This is a genomic window from Algibacter amylolyticus, from assembly GCF_014202225.1.
Taxonomy (GTDB): domain Bacteria; phylum Bacteroidota; class Bacteroidia; order Flavobacteriales; family Flavobacteriaceae; genus Algibacter_B; species Algibacter_B amylolyticus.
This window is the reverse complement of the sequence record NZ_JACHGE010000012.1, coordinates 1-25615: the sequence shown is the minus strand read 5'-3', so window position 1 is coordinate 25615 and position 25615 is coordinate 1. Positions and strand designations below refer to the sequence as shown.

At 34.6% G+C, this 25615-nt stretch carries 16 protein-coding genes; 4 read left to right on the top strand and 12 right to left on the bottom strand.

Annotation, left to right across the window (positions count from 1 at the left end; translation table 11 throughout):
* Nucleotide 1 precedes the first annotated feature (1 nt).
* The 7 genes from HNQ90_RS17095 to uvrC form a co-directional block, all read right to left on the bottom strand.
* Nucleotides 2–1336, bottom strand: coding sequence for a M23 family metallopeptidase (locus HNQ90_RS17095; RefSeq protein WP_144118182.1), 1335 nt, complete (start codon nucleotides 1334–1336; stop codon nucleotides 2–4).
* Nucleotides 1294–2211: a tryptophan 2,3-dioxygenase family protein gene (locus HNQ90_RS17090; protein ID WP_144118183.1), complete on the bottom strand. Its 918-nt coding sequence runs from the start codon at nucleotides 2209–2211 to the stop codon at nucleotides 1294–1296. The genes HNQ90_RS17095 and HNQ90_RS17090 overlap by 43 nt, the downstream gene beginning before the upstream one ends.
* Before the next feature lie 6 nt (nucleotides 2212–2217).
* Complete coding sequence (locus tag HNQ90_RS17085; protein WP_144118184.1) at nucleotides 2218–3000, bottom strand: DUF3108 domain-containing protein; 783 nt, start codon at nucleotides 2998–3000, stop codon at nucleotides 2218–2220.
* 406 nt (nucleotides 3001–3406) lie between these two features.
* Complete coding sequence (hppD, locus tag HNQ90_RS17080) at nucleotides 3407–4567, bottom strand: 4-hydroxyphenylpyruvate dioxygenase (RefSeq protein ID WP_144118185.1); 1161 nt, start codon at nucleotides 4565–4567, stop codon at nucleotides 3407–3409.
* A gap of 138 nt (nucleotides 4568–4705) precedes the next feature.
* Nucleotides 4706–5863: a homogentisate 1,2-dioxygenase gene (locus HNQ90_RS17075; RefSeq protein ID WP_144118186.1), complete on the bottom strand. Its 1158-nt coding sequence runs from the start codon at nucleotides 5861–5863 to the stop codon at nucleotides 4706–4708.
* A gap of 279 nt (nucleotides 5864–6142) precedes the next feature.
* A complete protein-coding gene (locus HNQ90_RS17070; protein WP_420837404.1) occupies nucleotides 6143–8374 on the bottom strand; it encodes a patatin-like phospholipase family protein in 2232 nt (743 codons plus the stop codon).
* A 147-nt stretch (nucleotides 8375–8521) separates the two neighbouring features.
* On the bottom strand, nucleotides 8522–10315 hold the full coding sequence (gene uvrC / locus HNQ90_RS17065) for an excinuclease ABC subunit UvrC (RefSeq protein ID WP_144118187.1): 1794 nt from the start codon (nucleotides 10313–10315) through the stop codon (nucleotides 8522–8524).
* Between the two features lie 345 nt (nucleotides 10316–10660).
* Between uvrC and HNQ90_RS17060 the strand changes: the two genes are divergently transcribed.
* The 4 genes from HNQ90_RS17060 to HNQ90_RS17045 are packed head-to-tail and all read left to right on the top strand — an operon-like array spanning nucleotide 10661 to nucleotide 13508.
* A complete protein-coding gene (locus tag HNQ90_RS17060) occupies nucleotides 10661–11095 on the top strand; it encodes an ATP-dependent zinc protease family protein (RefSeq protein WP_144118188.1) in 435 nt (144 codons plus the stop codon).
* Nucleotides 11092–11967: a 30S ribosomal protein S6--L-glutamate ligase gene (rimK, locus tag HNQ90_RS17055; protein ID WP_144118189.1), complete on the top strand. Its 876-nt coding sequence runs from the start codon at nucleotides 11092–11094 to the stop codon at nucleotides 11965–11967. Before HNQ90_RS17060 ends, rimK begins: the two co-directional genes overlap by 4 nt.
* A complete protein-coding gene (locus HNQ90_RS17050) occupies nucleotides 11968–12942 on the top strand; it encodes a succinylglutamate desuccinylase/aspartoacylase family protein (protein WP_144118190.1) in 975 nt (324 codons plus the stop codon).
* Nucleotides 12942–13508 (top strand): 5-formyltetrahydrofolate cyclo-ligase, encoded by a 567-nt coding sequence (locus HNQ90_RS17045; RefSeq protein ID WP_144118191.1) that lies wholly within the window; start codon nucleotides 12942–12944, stop codon nucleotides 13506–13508. The genes HNQ90_RS17050 and HNQ90_RS17045 overlap by 1 nt, the downstream gene beginning before the upstream one ends.
* A gap of 26 nt (nucleotides 13509–13534) precedes the next feature.
* Here the strand turns inward: HNQ90_RS17045 and HNQ90_RS17040 are convergent, their stop codons facing one another.
* The 5 genes from HNQ90_RS17040 to HNQ90_RS17020 form a co-directional block, all read right to left on the bottom strand.
* Nucleotides 13535–14161 carry a lipoprotein signal peptidase gene (locus tag HNQ90_RS17040; protein WP_144118192.1) on the bottom strand — a complete coding sequence of 209 codons (627 nt, stop codon included), beginning with the start codon at nucleotides 14159–14161 and terminating at the stop codon, nucleotides 13535–13537.
* A 126-nt stretch (nucleotides 14162–14287) separates the two neighbouring features.
* Nucleotides 14288–14668, bottom strand: coding sequence for a TraR/DksA family transcriptional regulator (locus tag HNQ90_RS17035; protein WP_144118193.1), 381 nt, complete (start codon nucleotides 14666–14668; stop codon nucleotides 14288–14290).
* 4 nt (nucleotides 14669–14672) lie between these two features.
* Complete coding sequence (gene ileS, locus HNQ90_RS17030) at nucleotides 14673–18077, bottom strand: isoleucine--tRNA ligase (protein WP_144118194.1); 3405 nt, start codon at nucleotides 18075–18077, stop codon at nucleotides 14673–14675.
* A 123-nt stretch (nucleotides 18078–18200) separates the two neighbouring features.
* Complete coding sequence (locus tag HNQ90_RS17025) at nucleotides 18201–24473, bottom strand: LamG-like jellyroll fold domain-containing protein (protein ID WP_144118195.1); 6273 nt, start codon at nucleotides 24471–24473, stop codon at nucleotides 18201–18203.
* Between the two features lie 478 nt (nucleotides 24474–24951).
* The coding region (locus tag HNQ90_RS17020) for a T9SS type A sorting domain-containing protein (RefSeq protein ID WP_183822385.1) at nucleotides 24952–25615 on the bottom strand (664 nt) is incomplete at its 5' end.

Below are 25615 nucleotides of genomic sequence, written 5' to 3'. Positions count from 1 at the left end.
ATTAACGGTTTAATGAAATTTGATTAGTATTTTGTTTTATGGTTTGTTCTGGTTGATTCTGCTCCTCAAAAATATCTTCTAGGAAATGAATATTATCGAGCTGTTGCTTAATAGGTGAAATAAAATCAAGGTATTCAACTTTTAAAGAATCAGATATAGGTTTAGCTTCTGGTAATTTTTGCTTAAAAGGATCGACTTGTTTTCCGTTTTTCCAGAAACGATAACAAACATGAGGCCCACCAGTATTTCCGGTCATACCTACCCATCCAATAACATCACCTTGTTTTACAAAATCGCCTACTTTCGATTTTCTTTTTTTCATATGCAGGTATTGCGTTTCGTAGGTTGCATTATGTCTAATTTTTACATAATTACCATTACCACCTCTTTTCTTAGACTCGATTACTGTACCATTAGCTGTTGCCATAATAGGCGTACCTATTGGTGCCGCAAAATCGGTTCCCTTATGTGGCCGCAATTTAAAACCATAAACAGCAATACGTCGTTTTAGGTTATAACGAGACGATATTCTACTAAACTTTACTGGGGCTTTTAAAAACGCGCGACGTAAATTTTTAGCTTCTTCACTGAAGTAATCTACAATGCCTTTAGTAGAATCGGTAACAAACTCAAAAGCATAAAAAGGCTCTTTATTATGCTCAAAATATGCTGCTTTTATATTGTGTACACCTGTGTAAATGGTATCATCAATAAACTTATCGGTGTAAATCACTTTAAATCTATCTCCTTTTTGCAGTCTTCTAAAATCTATGGTCCAAGCATAAATTTCGTCGGCCATCTTATAGGCTAATCTTGGACTTAACCCTTGGTCTTCTAGGGTTTGCGAAATATTACTATTAATAATCCCTGTAGCTGTTTTTTCAACATACTTAATAGGTTTTCTGCTGGTATAAGCATGAATAGAGTCATGGAAATTTATAACCACATACTCTTCTAAAGTAGGCTGATAAATAAAACATTTAGGGGTTTCTAAAGAATCTTTAGAACATAAAAGCGTATAAGGCTTTCCTACTTGTAGTCGTCTTATATCAAACGTATCCTTTGCTTTTTCTGCGATATTAAAAATTTTAGGATACCCAACTTTATTACGCTCTAGAATTTCGCCAAAACTATCGCCACGACGAATGGTATCTCTTTTAATAACATAGTCGTCTACCTTAAAACCAAATTCTAAAACCTCTTCCGGCTCTTCAATAACCTCAACAATGTCTTCTACAACCGGTTCTTTATCGTCTTTACATCCAAAAACAAATGCAATACACAGTATTAAAACTAAATATCTGTTCCCCACGTTTCTTTTTCTTTCTCTGTCCATAAATCTGGAAAAAATATTCTTTTTTGATATTTTGGGTGCATGTATTTCACCCATTCACTTCCACCGGTAGCCTCGGCAGTTTTTCCGTTAATATTTAAATAATGGTTTGCCGTTTCGTAATGCGCCATAACCCATTTTATATTTACCGTATAATCATAGTGTCGCATAGCACTTATTAAATCTTTACTCGCCTGGTCTTCTTTTGGCAACGATTTAAACTTGCTCCACAAATTCTTATCCTGATAACGCTTTATAAATCTAATAAATTCATCTTTATAACGCTCCTCAAAAGCAGAAAGTGTATACGTTTTTTTACCCGTTTTAAAATCCTTACCAGCTGCTTGCCAATATAAATTATCAAAAGCATTCATAAACGTATCGTCAATAGTAAAACCATCTCTAAAGCGCTTATCAATAAGGTTAATTAACTCTGTAGATGCAAACTCAACCATTCTATATTGCGCACTTTGAAAGCCACTAGCAGGTGTTAAGGTCGTTCTAAACTTATTGTACTGCTCGACATCCATACCATCTTTCATGATACTAAATGACGATGTTAGCACATCAAAATATCGACTAATACGCATTATTTTGGTGGTAAACGTTTCGGTATCTATGTTTTCTATTGCTGCTATTTGGTTCATTTCAGAAAGCACCATTTTAAATAGCAATTCATTAACCTGATGATACATAATAAACACATTCTCATCAGGAAAAACAGTACGTTGTACCTGTAAGCTTAATAAGGCATCGGTTTGTATATAATCCCAATAATTAATGGGTTTGCTATGAAGTAAACCTTCTAAATGCACCTCTGCATCTTGGTCTATAGCGTTATATTTTTCGTTTAGTTGGTCGGTTATTTTAGATTTCAAAATATCTTAATTATTAACAACTACTTTAAAGGGATGTTTTAACCCTTTAAATGCTTCTAGGTCTGCTCTTAAAGACCCAACAGCTAAGTCTGCCTTAATGCGTAAAGGTACTTTATTTTTGTCTTTTGACACCCATAGCGTTAAACTTTCTTCCTCCTTAAATACACGTCCGGCCATTACATAAGGTCTAAATTTTAAAGACTCTATATCGCCAAATTCGGTGTCAATTGTTTCCTCGCCAAGATATTTTAACTTAAAACCATAATTTTCTTCATCAAAAAACATATCAATCTGCACCTCATCACCTATTTTAAGCTTATCGGTTTTTAAATTATTACGCAAATAATAAAACGTAGACACCATGTCTTGAATATTAGGCTTGGTAGTAAAAACCTTTTTAGTTTTGTGTTTATTATCGGTAACGTGCGCTTTATTATTTTTTTGATCAAAATCAATCTCTAAATCCTTAGTATGCCCACCTTCATCAATATTTCTAACAAATTTATACGGCATAATGGTTTGCTTATCAAAATAGGTTTCATAACGATCTTTAACCTTAAAAAACCATTTTATCATTCCGGTAGTCCAGCCTTTACCAACCACATGATACACATCTTTACCATTAAGCGTACCATCTTTAACCGCTAATGTGGCATTACCAGCCTTAAGCCAGTTGCTGTAACTCATTTTAAATTTAAACCATTCGCCATCTTGAAAAGCCGATTCTTGCTGAGAAAATGCCGTTTGTAAAGTTAATATTGCAATACATATAAGTAGTAAATTTTTCATCCTCTTTGGGTAATTGTTATGTAACTCCTTTGTGGTTACTTTTATTGTTTTAACCTAGAAATTACAATTACTGTTCCAAAAATAAAAATTTTATTCTATAAGCCACCTTAATGCAGGTTATAGTTGTGTTACAATATTAAAAATTAACGAATTCGTAATATGTTTTCGGCGTTCCCAAAAGGGTCGGGCTATACGCTATATCTTTTTTTGCCATATACGGAAGCAAAAAAAGGATGCCACTGCTATCCCTAACGCAGTGCAGAATTAAGCATGGTCTTTACGATAAAAGATTAAACTTTTGGTTTTACACATCCCTCAAGGAGCCAATCTAAACCAACATGTTTTAGTAAAAAAAAGAAAAAGACCTGCAAGGTTTTAAAAACCTTTCAGATCGATATAATTTAGATTAAAGTGTACCTCTTTTGGCTTGCTCGCGCTCAATAGATTCAAATAGCGCTTTAAAATTACCTGCACCAAAACCTCTTGCGCCCATTCGCTGAATAATTTCAAAAAATAACGTTGGTCTATCCTCAACTGGTTTTGTAAAAATTTGAAGCAGGTAACCTTCCTCGTCGGCATCAATCATAATACCTAACTTTTTTAAGGCTTCAATATCTTCTCTTAATTCGTGGCTATGCTCTTCCAACCTGCCAGGTACCGCTCTATAATATGCCTCTGGCGGAATAGACAAAAACTCGACACCTCTAGCTCTTAATGCACTTACCGAACCAATAATATCATCGGTTGCAACTGCAATGTGTTGCACACCTGCCCCTTCGTAAAAATCTAGATACTCTTCAATTTGCGAACGCTTTTTTCCTTTTGCTGGTTCGTTAATAGGGAATTTTATGCGTCCGTTACCATTACTCATCACCTTACTCATAAGTGCCGAATATTCGGTGTGTATTTGCTTATCATCAAAGGATAAAAAGTTTTCGAAACCCATAACATCTTCATACCATTTCACCCAAGTATTCATTTGGCCCCAACCTACATTACCAACCATGTGGTCTATATATTTTAAACCTATTGGTTGTGGATTGTAATCGCTTTCCCATGTTTGAAAACCTGGTAAAAACGCACCATTGTAGTTTTTGCGCTCTACAAACATGTGTACCGTTTCGCCGTAAGTGTAAATACCAGCTCTAATCACCTCGCCATGTTCATCCTTTTCAATAACCGGTTCCATATAGGATTTAGCACCTCTGCTTGTGGTTTCTTGGTAGGCTTTTTTAGCATCTTCAACCCAAAGCGCAACCACTTTAACACCATCGCCATGTTTTACAATATGTTCGTTTATTGGCGATTTACTGGTAAGTGGCGTGGTAAGTACTAATTTAATTTTATCTTGAATTAATACATAACTAACAGAGTCTTTAGAGCCCGTCTCTAAGCCTTTATATGCATAGGATTGAAACCCAAATGCCGTTTTATAAAAATGTGCCGATTGTTTTGCATTGCCTACATAGAATTCTACATAGTCTGTTCCTAGAAGGGGCAAGAAATCTTGTGCGCCTTCAAATATTTTTTCTAATCCGTAGTTTACTGATTTTATGTCTTTACTCATAATAAATTGTTTAGTTGTCTATTCGTTAAGCTGTTTAGTTCATAACGAATATGAGATGTTTATAGCCCTGATTGAGGCATTTGTTGGAGCTCCTCGCAGAGAGCGACTGCCGAAAGCAGGAAATAGCTTCTAATAAAATTACTCCAACCATGATTTATAATAACTTTCGTCGGCAATTTTCATGGCCTCTTCTGTTACCATTAATGGTTTAAAAGTATCGACCATAACCGCAAGCTCATCGGTTCTTGTTTTCCCTATACTGCGTTCTGTTGCTCCTGGATGCGGACCATGAGGAATTCCTGCCGGATGTAATGAAATATGGCCAGCCTCAATATCATTTCTACTCATAAAATCGCCATCTACATAATATAACACCTCGTCGCTATCAATATTACTATGATTGTATGGCGCAGGAATGGATAGCGGGTGGTAATCGTACAGACGTGGCACAAAACTACATACCACAAAGGCATCGGTCTCGAAAGTTTGATGCACTGGTGGCGGCTGATGAATGCGACCCGTAATAGGCTCGAAATCGTGAATTGAAAACGCATACGGATAGTTGTAACCATCGTATCCAACCACATCAAACGGATGCGAAGCGTACACCATTTCTATAATATCATCTTGTTTTTTTACTTTAATTAAAAACTCGCCAGATTCGTTATGGGTTTCTAATTCTTGCGGACGGCGAATATCGCGCTCGCAAAATGGCGAATGTTCTAACAATTGCCCAAACCAATTGCGGTAGCGTTTTGGGGTGTAAATTGGTCTGCGAGACTCTACAATAAACAATCTGTTGTCCTGGGTATTAAAATCTATTTTGTAAATTATTCCTCTTGGGATTAGCAAGTAATCGCCATATTTAAAATCTAGATTTCCTAAATGTGTTCTTAATTTCCCGGTGCCTTTATGGATAAAAATTAACTCGTCGGCATCGGTGTTTTTATAAAAATAATCTTTGGTCGATTGTTTTGGTGCCGCCAAAATTATGGCACAATCGCTATTTATTAAAACCGTTTTTCGGCTGTCTAGAAAATCGTTTTCTGGCTTAACCTGAAACCCCTTTAAGCGGTACGATTTTATATTATTTTTTAAAGCAATTTTTGGCGCAACGCTGTATTGCTTTTTTATTTCTTTTACCTGCGTTGGGCGTTGCTCGTGGTAACTATTTGTGGACATACCATCGAAACCAATGGTTCCAAACAACTGCTCGGAATACAAGGTACCATCTGGTTTTCTAAACTGGGTATGACGTTTAGGGGGAATATTTCCTAATTTATGATAAAAAGGCATATTTGTATGTTTTAAATTATAAAAAGCCAAACACTAAAAGCTTTAAAAGCCTAATATTCAAACTCTAATAAAGATAGTGAAATAAAAAAAGATTCCTGCCTACGCAGAAACAAAAGAATTTATACTCACTCAGGATTTCTCTTGATGAGGTAGTGCAGATGTGCTAATAAATCTTTCCAAAAAAGTGTCATAGTGTTACAAATATCGGAAAAATTATTGATAATTCCTTTAGAATTAACTATTGGAAGATGTTCATCTTTTGGGAATGACAATAAACCACTAAAACCAGAAGCCGATAGTAAAAAACCAATTACTGGCTCTCTGTTCTGGCGAATAACTATATTTTATTTGCAATGGCCCTATAACCGATTCAATACCGTAACCCAAAGCATAACCGCGGTAATCTGGAAGCGAAAACCACTCACCGCTATCAAAAATATTATCATCTACATTAGCCCAGTTACCCTCTAGAGTAAGATGGTGCTTTTTTATAAGTTCGTAATCTGCAAGAAAGGATGCTTTTACATAGCTATTACCCGTTAATGAAATAAAATCGTAACCCAAAAATGGTATAAAATTATTTATTAAATCGTTACCGTAACCACCTAAAGCAAAATCGAGTGTTCGGTTAGATTTATCGCCTAATTTAAAGCCTCCACTCGATTTAATATTAAAGGATACTTTATCAGACACTCCAAAGGCATAGCCCAATTCGGCCTTAGCCACAGAGAAATCTTTAAACTCTTCAACAAAACCTGATGCACTTAAATAAACATTTAAATCGCCATTAAAATAAACTCCTTCTCTTGGGAAATACTTATCATCATAAGTATCTAGTTTTAGGTTTCCAAAAAGGCTTAAATAGTCTGTATTTTCAAACTGAAAATCTCTATCTGGCCTATTACCTAATATAGTTTCAGAGTTTATTTCGAGTCTTTTATGTTCTAATCCTGCACTTAAAGAAAAATCTCTTCTAAACAAAGTTTGCAGGTAAAACTGATTCATTTGATCCCTAAGCTTTACATCAATTTTATTTAAACCAGAATTGGTAATTTGCTCATCGTCCAACAACAACTGTGCACTTATTTGTTTTTGAAATTGATTATAACGCGACCTTATACCTACACTCCAATAAAATCCTTTATCGATTAAATACTCAAAATTATACCGCACATTATCTCCTAAAACAATATCTAGCGAAGCCTCATCATTTTTAAACAACAACTGCTTTTTAGTTAAATTTATTAAAGCGCCACTTTTGTATAAATCGTCAAAATGAAGTCCTAATTTTAAGAACGTATTTACCCGTCGCTCTTTTAAAGTAGCAGACATGTTATAACCCGCTTTACCAGGCGTACTTTTTAACTCGTACTCGAAAGCCTTAAAGTTATTTGTTGCCACCAAATTATTTAAGCCTTTAGCAAAATCTTGATAACTTATTACTTCGTCCTTTTTTAATTTAAGTTTTCCTAAAACGTAGGCTCTTGTATAATTCTCGTTGCCTTTAATTTCAATATTGTTTATTTTTAAGCTATCGATAGGTTTTAATTTCAGCTTTTGGTTAACATTAGGGGTTTTGCTTAGCTTAGTTAGTGCATCAAACTCATTTAACGCTGCAATTTTACCAGAATTAATTATTTCTTTCCCTTCATCAAAAGACACCACATTAAATTTTCTAATATCGGGTTTTATATAAATATCTGTTTTTTCGACTTTAAACTTCATGTCGTGAATGGTCCTGAAGTTATTAATTTGAATTAACACATCGGGTGCCGAGGTTAACTCATCTCTATTTGCCAACCCATCTTGCACATCGACACCAATAATAATATCCATGCCTTTAGCACGAATTTCATCAACCGGGTAATTATTTACCACACCACCATCAATAAGCATGTCCTTATTTATATTTACCGGCTGAAACAAGGATGGCAATGCAGAACTTGCCATAATAGCTTGTGTTAAATTTCCTTTTTCTAGCACGACTTGTTCCCCTTTTTCTACGTTAGTTGCAATACAGAAAAACGGAATAGGCAGTTTACTAAAATCATTAATCTCGTTAACGTGAATTAGTAATTTTAAAAACAAACTATAGGTGTTATGGCCTCTAGAAAGCGCCGATGGTAATTTTATTTTAAAATTATTAAACGGCAATTTAAGTGCATACTTCTCCATATTACTGCGCTCGCTAAATGCTGTTGAGGACCTAGGTAAATCGTCATTAATAATTTTATCAAAATCTATTTCATGAAAAATAGAATCTAATTGCTTACCCGAATATCCCGAAGCATAAAGTGCCCCAATAATAGAGCCCATACTGGTTCCGGCAATGTAATCAACTTGTATGCCTAAACTATCAATCACTTTTAAAACGCCAATATGTGCTAAACCTTTTGCACCGCCACCACTTAACACTAAACCTACTTTGGGTCTATGATTTTCTGGTTCCTTGTTTTGCGCTTTCGCGGAAAGAGAAACGAGTATAAATAGGGTTAATATGGTTGATTTTATGTTCAAGTTGATTTTAAATTTGCTTTATATAGTAATGACTGAAAACGTATTTTAAGTTAGTATATTTTTGTTTTAGTTAATTACAGCACTTCTATTTTCCTTCAAACCTACAAGGTTTTAAAAACTTTGCAGGTTGATGCAGGCTGTTTACTTCTCGTGGTAATAATTATACACCTTTTCGGCTCGCGATACGCCTACAGCAGCTTCCAGCTCATCTAACTTAGCATTGGCTACTCGTTTTGCCGATTTAAAATGCCTTAATAATTCGACTACCGTTTTTTCTCCAACACCAGCAATGGTTTCTAGTTCTGTGTTTAACGCTGTTTTACTACGTTTATTTCTATGATGCTCGATACCAAAACGGTGTGCTTCGTTTCGAAGTTGCTGGGTAATTTTTAGGGTCTCGCTTTTTTTATCTAAATATAAGGGAATTGGATCGTCTGGGTAAAATAATTCTTCCAAACGTTTAGCAATTCCGATAATAGCTATTTTACCTCTAAGCCCTAATGCTTCTAAACTTTTTAAAGCGGACGACAATTGCCCTTTACCTCCATCTATAATTATTAGTTGTGGCAAGGGTTGGTTTTCATCTAGCAAGCGTTTATAACGCCTATACACCACCTCTTCCATAGATGCGAAATCGTCTGGACCTTCAACCGTTTTTATATTAAAATGGCGATAATCTTTCTTGCTTGGTTTTCCGTTTTTAAAAACTACACATGCAGCTACCGGATGCGTACCCTGAATGTTCGAATTATCGAAACACTCAATATGTCGTGGCTCTTCCGATAGGCGTAAATCCACTTTCATTTGTGCCATAATACGATTGGCATGTCTATCGGGATCTACAATTTTCATTTGCTTAAAACGCTCCATTCTAAAATACTTAGCATTACGGAGCGATAGATCTAGAATATGTTTTTTATCGCCTAATTTTGGAACCGTTACTTTTAAGTCTTCTCCTAAATCGACTTTAAAAGGTACATAAATTTCTTTGGAATTGGAGTTGAAACGTTGCCTAATCTCGGTTATGGATAACTCTAACAACTCTTTATCGGTTTCGTCTAGTTTCTTTTTAATCTCTAAGGTATGCGAACGGATTATAGAACCGTAGGATAATTGCAAAAAGTTTACATAACCATAACTCTCGTCGCTCATTATAGAAAACACATCGACATTGCTAATTTTAGGATTTACAATGGTAGATTTTGCTTGGTAGTTTTCTAGGACCTCAACTTTTTCCTTTATTTTTTGAGCCAATTCAAACTCCATATTATCGGCATACTCGCGCATTTGTACTTTAAATTGCGATAGCGAATCTTTAAAATTACCTTTTAATATTTCTTTTATGGCTTTAATATTTTTATTGTATTCTACTTCGGTTTCTAGACCTTCGCAAGCGCCTTTGCAATTACCTAAGTGATACTCTAAACATACTTTATACTTACCTGCATCTACTTTTTCTTCGGATAAATTAAAGTTACATGTACGTAAACTGTATAAGCCTCTTATTAAATCTAGAAGTGTATGCACGGTTTTTCCGCTGGTGTATGGTCCAAAATATTCGCTACCATCTTTAAATACGCGACGTGTGGAGAATACTCTAGGAAAACGTTCGTTTTTTATGCAAATCCACGGATAGGATTTATCATCTTTAAGTAAAACATTATACCGTGGTTTGTGCTTTTTTATAAGATTATTTTCGAGTAGAAGAGCATCGGTTTCAGTTTCGACAACAATGTGCTTTATGTTGGCTATTTTTTTAACTAAAACACGAGTTTTACCATTATCATGTGTTTTGGTAAAATATGAACTCACCCTTTTTTTTAGATTTTTGGCTTTACCAACGTAAATAATAGTCCCTTCTTTATCGTAATATTGATAAACTCCGGGTTGGTTTGGTAATGTTTTTAGCTGTATATCTAAAGTTGGGGTATCCATTACTGTAAAGGTAATTATTTTAATGTTTTTGGGGAGAAATTATGGCTAATTTAATGTTATGTAAATAAATTTATTTTTTGTTTTTTGAATCGATAATTTATATACATTGCGCCGCTTTAAAAAAAAGATATAAGCGACTACCTTTGTAGGTATTATTTTAAATGGCGACAAAACCAATGGCCGCGGATTAAACCGCGTTAGGGATTGCAGAGAAAAGCCCACAGCCCGACGTAGGAGGTGCGAGGACTTGCAACGTAAAGCCCGACCCTTGTGGTAACGCCCACTTCTAGACACATCCAGGAATAAATTTTGGACACTTGAAGTGACAAATACATATTTAAAAAAATGAGTAAAAAAATTCTAGGACGAACTGATATTATTGATTTTCCGCAGCTGGGATTATTTAATATTGATGTAAAAATGGATACTGGGGCATACACCTCGACCATACATTGTTCTGAAATTATTGAGGTTGACAATGCATTACTGTGCATATTTAACAGTAATGTGCACAAAAACTTTGGTAAAACAGAGATTATTTTTGATACCTTTTGGCGTACAGATGTTAAAAGCAGCAATGGGTATAAAGAAAATAGATATAAAGTGAAAAGTGAAGTGGTATTTTTTGGTAAAACTTATAAGATTAACTTAACTTTAAGCACTAGAGACGCTATGAAATTCCCTGTACTTATTGGCAGGCAATTTTTAAGGCAAAAATTTATAGTTGATGTAGATTTGGAAAACGTTTCGTTTAATTTTAATAGTAAAAACAAAGCATGAATATTGTAATACTTTCTAGAAACGCAAATTTATATTCTACTGAACGCTTGATTGATGAAGGTGAAAAGAGAGGACATAAAATTGAAGTTATTGACCCTTTGAAATGTGATATTATTATTGAAAAGGAAAAACCCACCATTTTTTACAAGGATAGGTATTTGGATTATGTAGATGCTATAATACCCAGAATTGGAGCTTCGGTTACGTTTTATGGTTGCGCCGTGGTGAGACAGTTTGAGGAAATGGGTGTTTTTACCATTGTAACATCAGACGCCATACAGCGCTCTAGAGATAAGCTGCGTAGTTTACAGCGTTTAAGTAAGGCCGGAATTGGTATGCCTAAAACGGTTTTTACAAACTATTCGCGCGATGTGGAAGAGGTTATTGAGCATGTTGGTGGTGTGCCTGTAATTATTAAACTACTTGAAGGTACGCAGGGTTTAGGTGTGGTTTTAGCCGAATCTAAAAATGCTGCCGAATCGGTTTTAGAAGCTTTTAATGGATTGGAAGCCCGCGTTATTGTGCAAGAGTTTATTAAAGAAGCTGGTGGCGCAGATTTACGTGCATTGGTAGTTGATGGGCAGGTTGTTGGTGCTATGAAACGCCAAGGTAAGGAAGGTGAATTTAGATCGAACTTACACCGTGGAGGATCAGCAAACATTATAAAACTTAACCACGACGAACTAAAACTAGCTATGAATGCTAGTAAGGCATTAAAATTACCGGTTTGTGGGGTAGATATGTTACAATCGGCTAGAGGTCCTTTATTATTAGAAGTAAACTCTACACCGGGTTTAGAAGGTATTGAAGCGGCAACAGGACGTAATATTGCTAAGGCGATAATTACTTTTATAGAAAAAAACAAACAATAAATGACACAAGTAAATAATAATGGCTTAAGCATTTTTGGCGAAACTGTTGCTCCTGGTGAAAGTAAAGAGGTTAATTTTGATGTTGCTAATTTACACACCTCTACACCGGTAAATATTCCTGTTATTATTGAACGCTCTAAAAAACCAGGGCCAACACTATTGTTTACTGCTGGTATACATGGCGATGAGGTAAATGGTGTTGAAATTGTTAGACAACTTATATCTAAAGGTATTAACAAACCTAAATGTGGCACCATAATTTGTATGCCGGTAATAAATATTTTTGGGTTTATAAATTTAAAACGCGAATTTCCAGATGGGCGCGATTTAAACCGAGTATTTCCTGGAAGTCCTTCGGGATCGTTAGCGGGTCGTGTGGCTCATAAGCTTATAAACGATATTATACCACATGTGGATATGATAATTGATTTTCACACAGGTGGTTCGGGCAGATTTAATGCGCCACAATTACGTTACACCAGGGAAAATAAAGAGCTAAACAACTTAGCTAAAGCCTTTGGCGCACCCTTTGTTTTGTACTCTAAAAACTTATCGAAATCCTTTAGAACAACCTGTTATAAATTAGGAAAACCATTGTTGCTTTTTGAAGGCGGAAAATCGTTTCATATTGACGATGCCGTAACCAACTCTGGCGTTAACGGCTCTAAACGTTTATTGAAACATTTAGGTATGTTACAATCTAACTTTAAGGTTTCTAAACCTAAAAGAGACACTGTTTTTATAAATGATAGTAAATGGCAGCGCGCTAAATATTCTGGTATGTTTAAAGCCTCGATTCCTATTGGGTCGTTTGTATTAAAAGGCGACGTTTTGGGTAATATCACAGACCCTTATGGGAAATTTAACTATGCCGTAAAAGCGTCTAATAATGGCTATATTATTAATGTAAACGAATCGCCTATTGTATATCAAGGTGATGCTTTATTTCATATTTCTACTAAATTAAAAGGGTGATGACTAAAACCGAATTACGAAAAACATATAAAGCCCTTCGTAATGATTTGTCTGAAAATGACATTGATGATTTTAGTTTAGCTATTTCAAATCAGCTGTTAAAACTACCTATTTGGGAGTATTCGTTTTACCATATTTTTCTAGCTATTGCAGAACAGAAGGAGGTTAATACCGATTACATATTAAACATTCTTGCGGGTAAAGACAAAAACATACTAATCTCTAAAAGTGATTTTAAAACTGGCGGAATGACTCATTTTTTACTAACGGATAATACCGTAATAAAGAAAAACAAATACAACATTCCTGAACCTGTTGATGGTATTGAAATTACCAATAATAAGATTGAAGTGGTGTTTATTCCGCTTTTAGCCTTTGATAAACAAGGCAATCGCGTTGGGTATGGCAAAGGGTTTTACGATAGATTTTTAGCCGATTGTAACCCCGAAACCATAAAAATTGGATTGTCCTTTTTTGAAGCAGAAACTGAGATTACCGATGTTTTTGATGGTGATATTGGTTTGGATTATTGTGTAACGCCTAAAGGGGTTTATAGGTTTATGTAAGAAACTAAAATTCGAGTTAAAACAATTTAGTCTTCCTCCTTAGAAAACACCTTTTTATTAAACACAATAAGCATAATAAACCCTGTACTTATTGCCATATCGGCGACATTAAAAACAGGATCGAAAAAACTAAAGCGTTTCCCTGCATAAAATGGAAACCATTCGGGTAGGTCTACCTCGAATAACGGAAAGTGAAGCATATCGACAACTTTACCGTGCAACAAACCATCGTAACCACCTGCTTCTGGCAAAAAGGTTGCGACTTGACTATAGCTATCATCAAACAGTACACCGTAAAAAACAGAATCAATTATATTACCTAAAGCACCTGCAAATATTAAAGCAATAGCTACAATTAATAATTTTGAATGTTGCTTAACCGTAGCGTCGTAAAGCCAATAGCCAATCCCGAAAATAGCCACTATTCTAAACGATGTTAGTATAACTTTGGCTGTTCTATCGGAAATAAAAGATACAAAATCGCTAATTTTAGTTCCCCATGCCATTCCGTCGTTTTCAACAAAAATGATTTCGAACCAGCTAAAAACATCTATACTTTCTTGAAGTACAAAAGTTGTTTTTATATAGATTTTACTAATCTGGTCGATAAGTAAAATAATAAAAATTAGGATTATGGATTTTTTTAGTGACATGTTTTATCAATTAAATTCCCGCCTTTGCTGGAATGACAAAAAGTATATAAATGAAAAACGCCTCAAAATAATTGAGACGTTTCAAATATATAATTTAAAATCTTTAGATTTCTGTATTAGTAATAATTATTGCTGCATGTTCTTAGCTTCAATACTTAAAGTAGCATGTGGCACAAGCTCTAATCGTTTTTTATTAATTAGTTTTCCTGTTACACGACAAATACCATAAGTCTTGTTTTCTATTCTAATTAAAGCATTTTTTAAATCGCGTATAAATTTTTCTTGACGAATAGCTAATTGCGAGTTTGATTCTTTACTCATTACAGCACTTCCTTCATCAAAAGCCTTAAACTGTGGCGATGTATCTTCTGTACCGTTAGTATGGTCGTTCATATACGCACTTTTAATTAACTCTAAATCGTGCTTTGCTTTCTCTATTTTATTGCTAATTAGCTCTTTAAATTCGGCTAATTCTTTGTCTGAGTATCTTACGGTATTTTCTGCCATAATATTAATGTTTTTGTATAAATAGTTTTGTACTTACTTCATCGAAAGCAATTTCTATACCATCTTCCAATTTATCTGTAAAGTCAAGTTTATTTGTTAATGTTTCTGTTTTAATATACGTTAAGTTTGCCTCAATAGCTTTTACAATATGTTCGTCTTTTTGAAGCGTTACATCTATTTTATCTGTAACCTCAAAACCTGAATCTTTACGCAAATTTTGTATTCTATTAATTAACTCTCTAGCGATACCTTCTTGCTTTAAATCTTCAGAAATAGTAACATCTAAAGCGACTGTTAATGCGCCTTCGTTTGCTACTAGCCAACCCTCAATATCTTGCGATGTTATCTCAACATCTGTACGTTCTAAGGTAACACTTTTTCCGTTTATTTCAACGTCTAAAATACCATTTTGCTCAATATTTTTAATATCGGCTTGGGTAAAGTTATTAACTAACTGAGCCACAGCTTTCATGTCTTTTCCAAAACGTGGACCAAGAACTTTAAAGTTAGGTTTTATTTGTTTTACAAGAATATCTGAAGCATCTTCTAAAACTTCTATCTCTTTTACATTAACCTCAGATTTTATAAGGTCTGCAACCGCTAAAATTTCATTTTTTTGCGATTCGCTACTTATAGGAATCATTATTTTTTGCAACGGCTGTCTCACTTTAATTTTTTCTTTAGCTCTTAATGATAGCACTAAAGACGAAATTATTTGAGCACTTTCCATCTTGTTTTCTAGCGACTTATCAACATAAGTTTCATCAAAAACTGGAAAATTAGATAAATGCACACTTTCAAAATCTTCTTTTTTGGTGGCTGCATTTAAATCTAAATACAATCTATCCATAAAAAACGGTGCAATTGGTGCACTTAATTTGGCAATCGTTTCCATACATGTATACAATGTTTGGTATGCCGAAATTTTATCTTGTTGGTAATCGCCTTTCCAAAAACGTCTTCTGCTTAAACGCACAAACCAGTTACTTACATAATCTTGAGTAAAATCTGAAATAGCTCGTGCTGCTCTTGTAGGCTCGTAATCGGCATAGAAAGCATCTACTTTTTGAATTAGCGTATGTAACTCTGAAAGGATCCAGCGGTCTATTTCTGGTCTTTCGTTTAAAGGAATATCTGCTTCGCTATACGTGAAATTATCTAAGTTAGCGTATAACTGAAAGAATGAATAGGTGTTATAAAGCGTTCCGAAAAACTTACGTTTTACTTCCTCTATACCTTCTAAATCAAATTTTAAGTTATCCCAAGGGTTGGCATTACTAATCATGTACCAACGTGTGGCATCAGCTCCATAAGTTCCTAAAGTTTCAAAAGGATCGACAGCGTTTCCTAGACGTTTAGACATTTTTTGTCCGTTTTTATCTAACACTAATCCGTTTGAAACTACATTTTTATAAGCCACAGAATCGAAAACCATGGTTCCAATAGCGTGAAGGGTATAAAACCAACCACGAGTTTGATCGACACCTTCTGCGATAAAATCTGCAGGAAACGTGGTGCCTTTATCAATTAAATCTTTATTTTCAAATGGGTAATGCCATTGTGCATAAGGCATAGAACCAGAATCGAACCAAACATCAATTAAATCGCTTTCGCGAAACATTTTTTGGCCAGATGGTGATACTAATACAACCTCATCTACGATGTTTTTATGCAAGTCTATTTTAGCGTAGTTTTCTTCGGAATTATTTCCTACTTCAAAATCGTCAAAAATATCTTTATCTAACACACCTGCTGAAACTGCTTTGGCCATTTCAGATTTTAACTCTTCAACAGAGCCAATACAAATTTCTTCTTTACCATCTTCGGTTCTCCAAATTGGTAATGGAATTCCCCAATAACGCGAACGCGATAAATTCCAATCGTTAGCATTTGCCAACCAGTTACCAAAACGTCCTGTTCCAGTAGATTTTGGTTTCCAGTTTATACCTGTGTTAAGCTCGTGCATGCGCCCCTTAACGTCTGTAATTTTAATAAACCAAGAATCTAAAGGATAATACAGAATTGGCTTATCGGTACGCCAACAATGTGGGTAGTTGTGTTTATATTTTTCAACCTTAAAGGCTTTATTTTCTTCCTTAAGTTTAATAGCTATTTCTACATCTATTGAACGTTCTGGAGCTTCGCCATCGTTGTAATACTCATTCTTAACATACTTACCGCCAAACTCTTTCATTTCGGGTCTAAAACGACCTTGTAAATCTACAAGTGGCACTAAATTATCGTTCTCATCTTTTACAAGCATTGGTGGCACTTCTGGTGTTGCTTGTTTTGCAACCAAGGCATCGTCTGCTCCAAAAGTAGGTGCGGTGTGTACTATTCCTGTACCATCCTCGGTAGTTACAAAATCGCCCGAAATTACTCTAAAGGCATCTTGTGGATTATCGTTTGGTAAGGCATATGGTAATAGTTGTTCGTATTTTATACCAACAAGGTCTGCACCTTTAAATTCCTTTACAACAAAATATGGTATTTTTTTATCGCCATCTTTATACTCTAAAAGTGCTGGCTTATCTTCAACTCTTTTAAACTTACCATCAAACTGCTTATTAACTAAGGCTTTTGCCAAAACTACATTCATGGGTTTGAATGTATATTGGTTGTACGTTTCTACTAAAACATAATCAATTTTTGGCCCTACGGTTAATGCCGTATTACTAGGTAATGTCCAAGGTGTGGTGGTCCAAGCTATAAAATGAATATCGCCCTCGTTTTGTAAAAAATCTGGCAAGGTTTCTTCTAAAGCTTTAAACTGGGCTACAATAGTTGTATCGGTTACATCTTGATAGGCACCAGGTTGATTAACCTCGTGCGAACTAAGACCTGTACCAGCTTTTGGAGAATAAGGCTGAATAGTATAGCCTTTATACATTAATTTTTTAGAATAGATTTCCTTTAGCAACCACCAAACAGACTCCATGTATTTTGGCTCGTAGGTAATATATGGATCTTCCATATCTACCCAATAGCCCATTTTTTGGGTTAGGTCGTTCCAAACATCTGTGTAACGCATAACTGCTTTACGGCAGGCTGCATTATAATCTTCAACCGAAATAGTTTTACCAATATCTTCTTTGGTAATTCCTAATTCTTTTTCTACACCTAGTTCTATTGGTAAGCCATGTGTATCCCAACCAGCTTTACGCTTAACTTGGTAGCCTTTCATGGTTTTATAACGCGGAAAAATATCTTTAATAGCACGCGCTAAAACATGGTGTACTCCAGGAAGTCCATTTGCAGAAGGTGGTCCTTCAAAAAACACAAATGATTCTTTACCTTCTCTTGTAGATACACTTTTTTCAAAAATGTTTTTTTCTTGCCAATATTGTAGTATCTCGTTTGCTACATTTGGTAAGTCAAGTCCTTTGTATTCAGGAAATTTAGCGCTCATTTTTTCTTAATTCTTATAAGTTCGCGAATTTAATGAATTATACCAATTTAACTATAATTTAAAAACAAAAAAAAAGACCACGCACTAACGTAGTCTTTAAATTCGTTTTGTTTTTGCAGTATGTTATTTAACAATTATCTTTTTAGTTAACACCTCGTTAGTATCTGTACGCAGGTAAACCACATAAGCACCTGTTGCCATATTATTAAATTGCAATCCGTTTTCTAAACGTGATTTCGTTACATTATCCAGCTCTAAAATAACCTGCCCTCTCATGTTTACAAGAGATAGTTTACTAACATCTGTATGTAGCTTTTTAATAAAAAATGTATTTGAAGCATTTTGATAATACATGTAATTTTCTGAAATAACAGATTCCTCTGTACTTAAAGCTTCTTGCTCGCTTTGAAATACAATTTCAAACCTTTTATTAAAAACACCTGGCGCCGAAGAAAAACTATACGCGACATCTTGTGTTAAATCGAAATAGGTTCCAGTTAAATTATCGCGTAAATAAATGACTTGTGAATCATCCATATTTATCAAATCTGAAATTTTAATTTCAAATGTATTATCGCCCGAAGACACAAAATTTAAGGCTACTACTTTATCGCTTGTAATTTGACTATAGGCTTGCATTGTCATGTTTTGCCCTTCTAAATTAAGGTTTAAATCATTATTATTTACCTCGGTGTATTTAGCATCATATCCATAATCAAATCCATCTGTGGTAAAATCACTAAAGCCTAATAATAATTCCCTTCTAGTTTCTGGACCAGTAACAGAACTAAATTCTAATCTAATTTTTTTAATTGCATTAGCAGTTTCATTTGTATTTGACGTTTGTGTTTTAGATGCTTTAGTGTTTTCTGATTTTAAAAATACAGATCCGTTTTCACCACTTCCATCGGCATCACTCTCTTTTACAAATACACGCTGACCATTATTAAATTCTACTACACCATCTGCCACTATTTCTGCAAGAAAACCTTGTCCTACTGGCAAATATCGTGATGGCAACAACGTACCGTCTTGAGATCCTGTGTTTTTTCCGGACGTTCCTTTAAACTGAAACGCACGTATAGCTCCTAATTTATTAACTTGAGCGTAACCTCCATTATACTCACTAAGATTGTGAGAATTACCACTCCATTGTTGCCACAGTTGCAGGTAACCATCAATAACGCCTTCATTATCCTCTAAAAACTGATAGACATCCAGAGCACTTGCATACGGGTTACCTAAAAGGTAACTTGTTTTAGAAACATTCGCCTCAGATCCAGCTCCTCCACTATCAATAACATCAATTAAAATAGTACCATTATTAGGTTTACCTTCAAAAATATACTGTTGATTAGCGCCTGCCGTACCAGAACCTTTTTTAGTAAAACCTACACCTGGAGAAATTTCGGCCGTAGGACTTATTCTTTCCCAATCCCAATATGTAATACCATTTTTAAAAGTATACATCCAATAGGTACTTATATTTCCGTTTGCTGTATAATCTGAAGTAAAGGTTACATTATTCCCCGCCTCATCGTTAAGCATACCTAAACTAAATGATGTATTATTAGTATTGTGTGTTGCTGCGTTATTATCTGACAAATTGGTAACACCGGTTACACCTACAGGCGACGCCCAGTAATTATATCTAAATGCATTAGCCTCTCCTTCTTGCCTTCTTAATATGCGTCCGTTAGCTGAAGTAATTAAATTACTAGTTTCCGTTTGTATTAATTGAGAGTCGTCTTCTAAATCTAAAACACCGTTTAACTGGAAGTACCATGAATTTTTCACCAAATGATCTCCTTCTATTTTTAAAGTTTTATTAGAATCGATTAATAAACCTAAGGTTTTTACATCTTGATTTGCTGTAATATCATGTTCAATTTTTACAACACTCCAATCTTTATTTTTTTCTATCTCATCAATATCCCAAACATCGCCATGTAACCAAGAACTTTTATCTGTCCATACTCCCGAAGTAGTTGTTACAAAAGGTAATGGTGCTGTTTGAAAATAAACGTTTTTAATATTGTATAGCTTAGCACCTGTAGAAATTCCTTTTTTCTCTGAAGTAATATCTGCATCAAACTTATCCATTTTATAATAACGTTGTAAACTAGATCCTGTTATAGCAGAAATATTAATAGGAATTATTTTTCCTGTTTCAAAACCATTAGTATCATCTAATTCTTGATATACCATTTTTTGAATTTCATCTTCAGATAACCCAGCATTAAACAATCTTACCTCGTCTATTTCACCTTTAAAGTATTCGCTTGTTAATACGTTTTCTTCTCCTAAAACACCTGGTTTTCTTCCTACTGTAAAATCTGATACCGCTGCTGGTATTGTCCCTGCAGTCTCAATACTTTCTTCTTCTCCATTAACATATAGTACAAAATTACCATCTACATTATTAAATGATGCTGCTACGTGCACCCAAATATTAATTGGCAATACTGTTGTTGAATTTGCACTAACACCTCCAGCAGTAGCAATGGCTGTACCATCTGCATTAACTGCTAAGTAAAAATTATCTTGCCCTACTATTCTTCTTTTTCCTGAAGCCCCTGGCGCAATTTTTATCCAAGCCATTAGAGTACTGCTAGACCAACTATCTATTACCGGAAGATTTTCAGAGATGTAATCATTTCTACCGTCGAAATACAAGGTATAGCTTTCGTCTAATTTTCTAGGAGAGCCAAACACCGTACTATTGGTATCAAAACTATCTAAAATTCCGTCTTTATCAACATCTGCAGATCCATCAATTCTACCATCATTATTAGTATCGTAATCCACATAAATAGTTTCTTCAATATCAAAAACACCATCGTTATTAGAATCTATTTCTAAATAATCTGGAATTCCATCACTATCAGAATCTAAAGGTGTTGTATACCCTGCACTACCATGATCTACGCCATCTGAATCTGAATCATTACCATCAATTATAGCTAAAAGCCCATCTCCATCGGCCTCGTCGTCTATTAAAAAACTATCAATATCAGACCCGTCTCCTTTACCATCGCCATCAACATCTATGTCTCCTAACCCATCATATTCTACAGCATCAAAAATACCATCGTTATCTGAATCTGCATCCACATAATCTGGAATCCCATCGCCATCTGTATCTATAATTGGAGCACCACCTTCGTACGAATCATGTACACCATTAGCGTTGTTATCAACCCAACCAGACCCCAATAATGTTGCATCTTTATCCGGATCTGCAAGACCTAATTCTACAACATTTGGGATACCATCATTATCGTTATCTAAATCTACAGAATCGGCAACGCCATCGCCATCTTGATCACACAATAATTGTTTTACATAAATATCATCTATTGCAAGATCATTTCCACCACCACCTTCTTGGTCGTTAATTAACTGAATAGTAAACTGTGATGATGTAGTTGTGAAACTAGTTTCAAGATTTATCCAATCGCCTGCAGGGTTACTAGCATCGGTTGCTTCAATTAAACCTGAAGATTCTATTGCAATTAAAACCCCATTAGGATCGTAAACAGCAATTGACACTTGTGGTTTTTTCATATCACCAATACGAGGGTGGTCTGTTCTAATTAAATTAATTACGGAGAATCCATAAATTACTTCAACCCCAGGTGTTACTCCTGTAATAGTGGCTTGATAAAAAATACCTGGATCGTAATCTGCATTAACAATTAACATCCTTCCTGGTTCTGCTCCATCAATACTATCTGGTGTATGGTCTAATCCCACATACCAATCTCTATCTGCCCATTCAGCAACATCGCCAATGGGTGTTTGGTTTACACCATCTCCATTAGATGTTTGATAATACAAGGTATACGACCCATCATTTACACTTGTGCTTCCTCCACATGCACCAGATCCATCTTCATAACAATATGTTGTTGATGAACCTGAACTAGCCTCTTCTATGGTAATTCTATTATAACCAGCACCAAATGTTTCATTTAAAAACACGGTTTCTACTTGGTTAGAATAGGCATAGGATTTACAGGCATTGTCTTCGGTGGAATCTAACAATCCATCATTATCATCATCGCCATCAATATTATCTGGTACGCCATCGCCATCTGTATCTTGAAAACTTTTTACACCTTGTCCTTGAATATAAAATGTATAATTATCTTCTGTATCTGATGCATCTAAATCATCATTCAAAATTTGTATTGTTGCATTTTTAACTCCAACGGTGCTTGGGTTAAAAGTAACCGTAAACGTGGTAGACTCTCCAATAGCAAGAACAGACACTGAAGGCTGTGTAAGTGTAAAATCGCCTGTATTACTAGTAAATTGAATTAAAGGGCTTCCTGTTAAAGTTAATGGATCTGCACCATTATTAGTAATTCTATAAGTTTTTACCATAGGCACTTCAAACACATCATATTTACCATAATCTGTATTATTTTCTTCTGATATATCAGTTACACCTGCATCATCTATAATAAGATTATCATTACCTGTAACATCAATTTCTTGAGGTGCATCTGGACGAATTTGCAAGTTTAAGGTATAATCTTCAAATTCACCTCTACTATCTCCCCACGAGTCATCGTCGCAAGTACCATCTGGGGCTCCATTTTGTCTTACTGCAACTCGCATTCTAGTTGGTCCCGTAACCGCAAATGATGGAATTAAAATAGATGGACTATGGTATTGATATGTTCCTGCATTATCTAAATTACCATTGTTATTCCACACAAGTTCGTTTGCATCCTCAAAATCACCATCTCCATTAAAATCTATCCAAACCGCATGACCTATGTTGTAATAATTACTATTTCTGAAGGAAAAATTAAAGGTATGTGATTCATTTTTATATAACACTGTAGACAAATGCGTGTTATCATCGTAACCACCTGCTTGTCTTCCTTCAGTATTATTAATGGTTCCAACTCGTACTGTACGAACATAAACTCGTGTACTTGTATTATCTACATTAGTATCGCAATAATCATGACCCGCCGTTGTAAAATTTGTAATACCAGAATACACAGTAGATTCGCCGCACACAGAACCTACTCTTACATCATATAAAGTTAATTGGTTTAAAGCGGTTATATTAATAGTATTATTAGTTGTGGTTACTGTTTCCCAGTTTACCAGGTTATTCTTTTTATACTGAATTTCATAAGATTCAACTCCAATTTGTGCATTCCAAGAAATTGTTGCTGTATCTGCACCAATATTGGTAACTGCTATTCCTGTTGGAGCCGCAATATTATTTAAAGTAATATTTTGAATTGCCGTTTCTGAATCGCCACTGACCGAATCTTGATACCTCCAAGTAATACTATAAGATCCCGGTGTATCAAAAGATATTGGGTCTGTGGTTGTTGGAGAAACCGTATTACATTTATATGAAATATCTTCTGGAGGTGTAGCAGTAAAAGAACAATATGTTGTTGTATCTGGAATTGTTGGTGTTACCATTGCCCCTGTATAACTATTTACGGTAACCGTTGTTGTACACGTGCTTGATTGTGTTCCATCGTTTACGGTTAGTGTTATAAGGTTTGGTCCTAAATCATTACATGTAAAACTAGATTTATCAATTGACAAAGACTTTGTACCTACAGAAACAGTAGAGCCATCATCTATATCGGCACTTGTTATTGAGGCATTTCCAAAGGCATCTAACTCTATAGCAAAATCGCCTTTACAAGTTGCTACTGGAGCTATTGTTGTTGCTTCACCACTTAGTATTACATCATCAATATAATAATTATCAGAACCATTAGCCCCGTTTTTAAAAGTAGCACTTATGGTTGCTCTAAATTTAGTAGCAGAATCTGGAATAGAAACTTGGTATGGGTTGGTTACCAAAATAGAATAATTAAACAATGTTATATCATACGGAACCCCTAAGAAACTAGATGAATTTCCTTCTACTAATACTACGGTATTATCTACCCAAGTACCACCATCTAGATAAGAGTAATTTAAAATTAAATCTTCATTATTTTCTGGGTCACCTAAGGATTGATATGCTATAGAAAAAGTTACATTTACATAATTGGATAAGTCTCTTTCTTTAAATTCTAAAGATGGAGCATCTTCCCAATAATTTTTTAATTCCAAACAATAAAAGTCTGAAGCAGGATTTGTAACACTAGAGTTAACAACCCTAATAATACCATCGGATGTGGTAGCCGTATAATCCCAATTATCTGAACCCACATGAGTAGAAATGGTTTGACTTGGTGGTGCAAAAACACCATCTTTATCGGCTACCGTATAGGGATAATCTGGACTTCCGTTATGAAATCGTTGGCTTGCGATTTCAACTTGAGAGAAACCATTAAAGCCAATCAAAAATAACAATACAAGTACGAATACAAGTTTAGGCGAGAGAGCGTATTTTTTTTCCATTTACAATTATTGTAGGTTAAGTATTTTACACATGATTTAAAAAATAGTTTAATAAAAAAACTATCCATAAAACAGGATTTTTTATACTAATACACTTACAGTAAAATGGATTAAAATGCTTTGAGGGAAGCAATAACTAACTAACAATCATTGTTACAGCTAATTATGAGGGTAAAACTAAATTAATTAGGGTTCTTATTAAAAACAAACTCTATTATTTCGCTTAAACCACTAAAAAATCGATCAATAAACGAATAAAATCTTAAACGATATAAAAATCATACAAACGTTTTAGTTGTTATTAAATATTCTTTTGTTTTCACTGTAATAGTATTTACTTTTTAGACACAAGATATTCTTAAACGTCACAATTAAAAGACTTTACTAGTTTTCTTACGTTATTTTAATATTTGAAAACAGCAAACACACTTGAGGGAAACATGACTAAAAAGTGGCTAGTGGTCAAATATTTGAAGCATTACTTTACAATTATCTTTTTAGTTAGCAACTCATTTGCTTCTGTACGCATATATACAACATAAGCTCCGGTAGAAATACCATTGAATGCTACACCGTTTTGTAGTTGTTGCATGGAAACATCTGCCATTTCTAACACCACTTGTCCACGCATATTTACTAGCGATAGCTTGCTAATATTACTATTTAGCTTTTTAATAAATAATGTATTTTCTGTATTTTGAAAATAAATGTAGTTCTCTGAAGCTATTGATTCTTCTATACTCAAGCTCGCCTGCTCACTTTGAAATACTAATTCGAATCTGTTATTGAAAACACCTTGACTAGCATTAAACTCATAGCTTTCATTTTTAGTTAAATCGAAATATATGCCTGTTTGGTTGTCTTTTAAATAAATAGATTGACTTTCGTCTATATTTTCTAATTCGTTTAGCTTTATTTCGAATGAATTATCTCCAGACGATTTAAAGTTTAAAGGCACAACCTTATCGGTGGTTAAAGCACTGTAAGCCTGAATAACCATACCCCTATCTTCAAAACTTAATAATAAATCGTTATTGGTTTCTATGGCATTTTCTGCATCGTAACCATAATCAAAAGCATCACTTGTTGCATCACTAAATCCTAGTAATAATTCGCGATGCGTTTCTGGACCTGTTATAGAA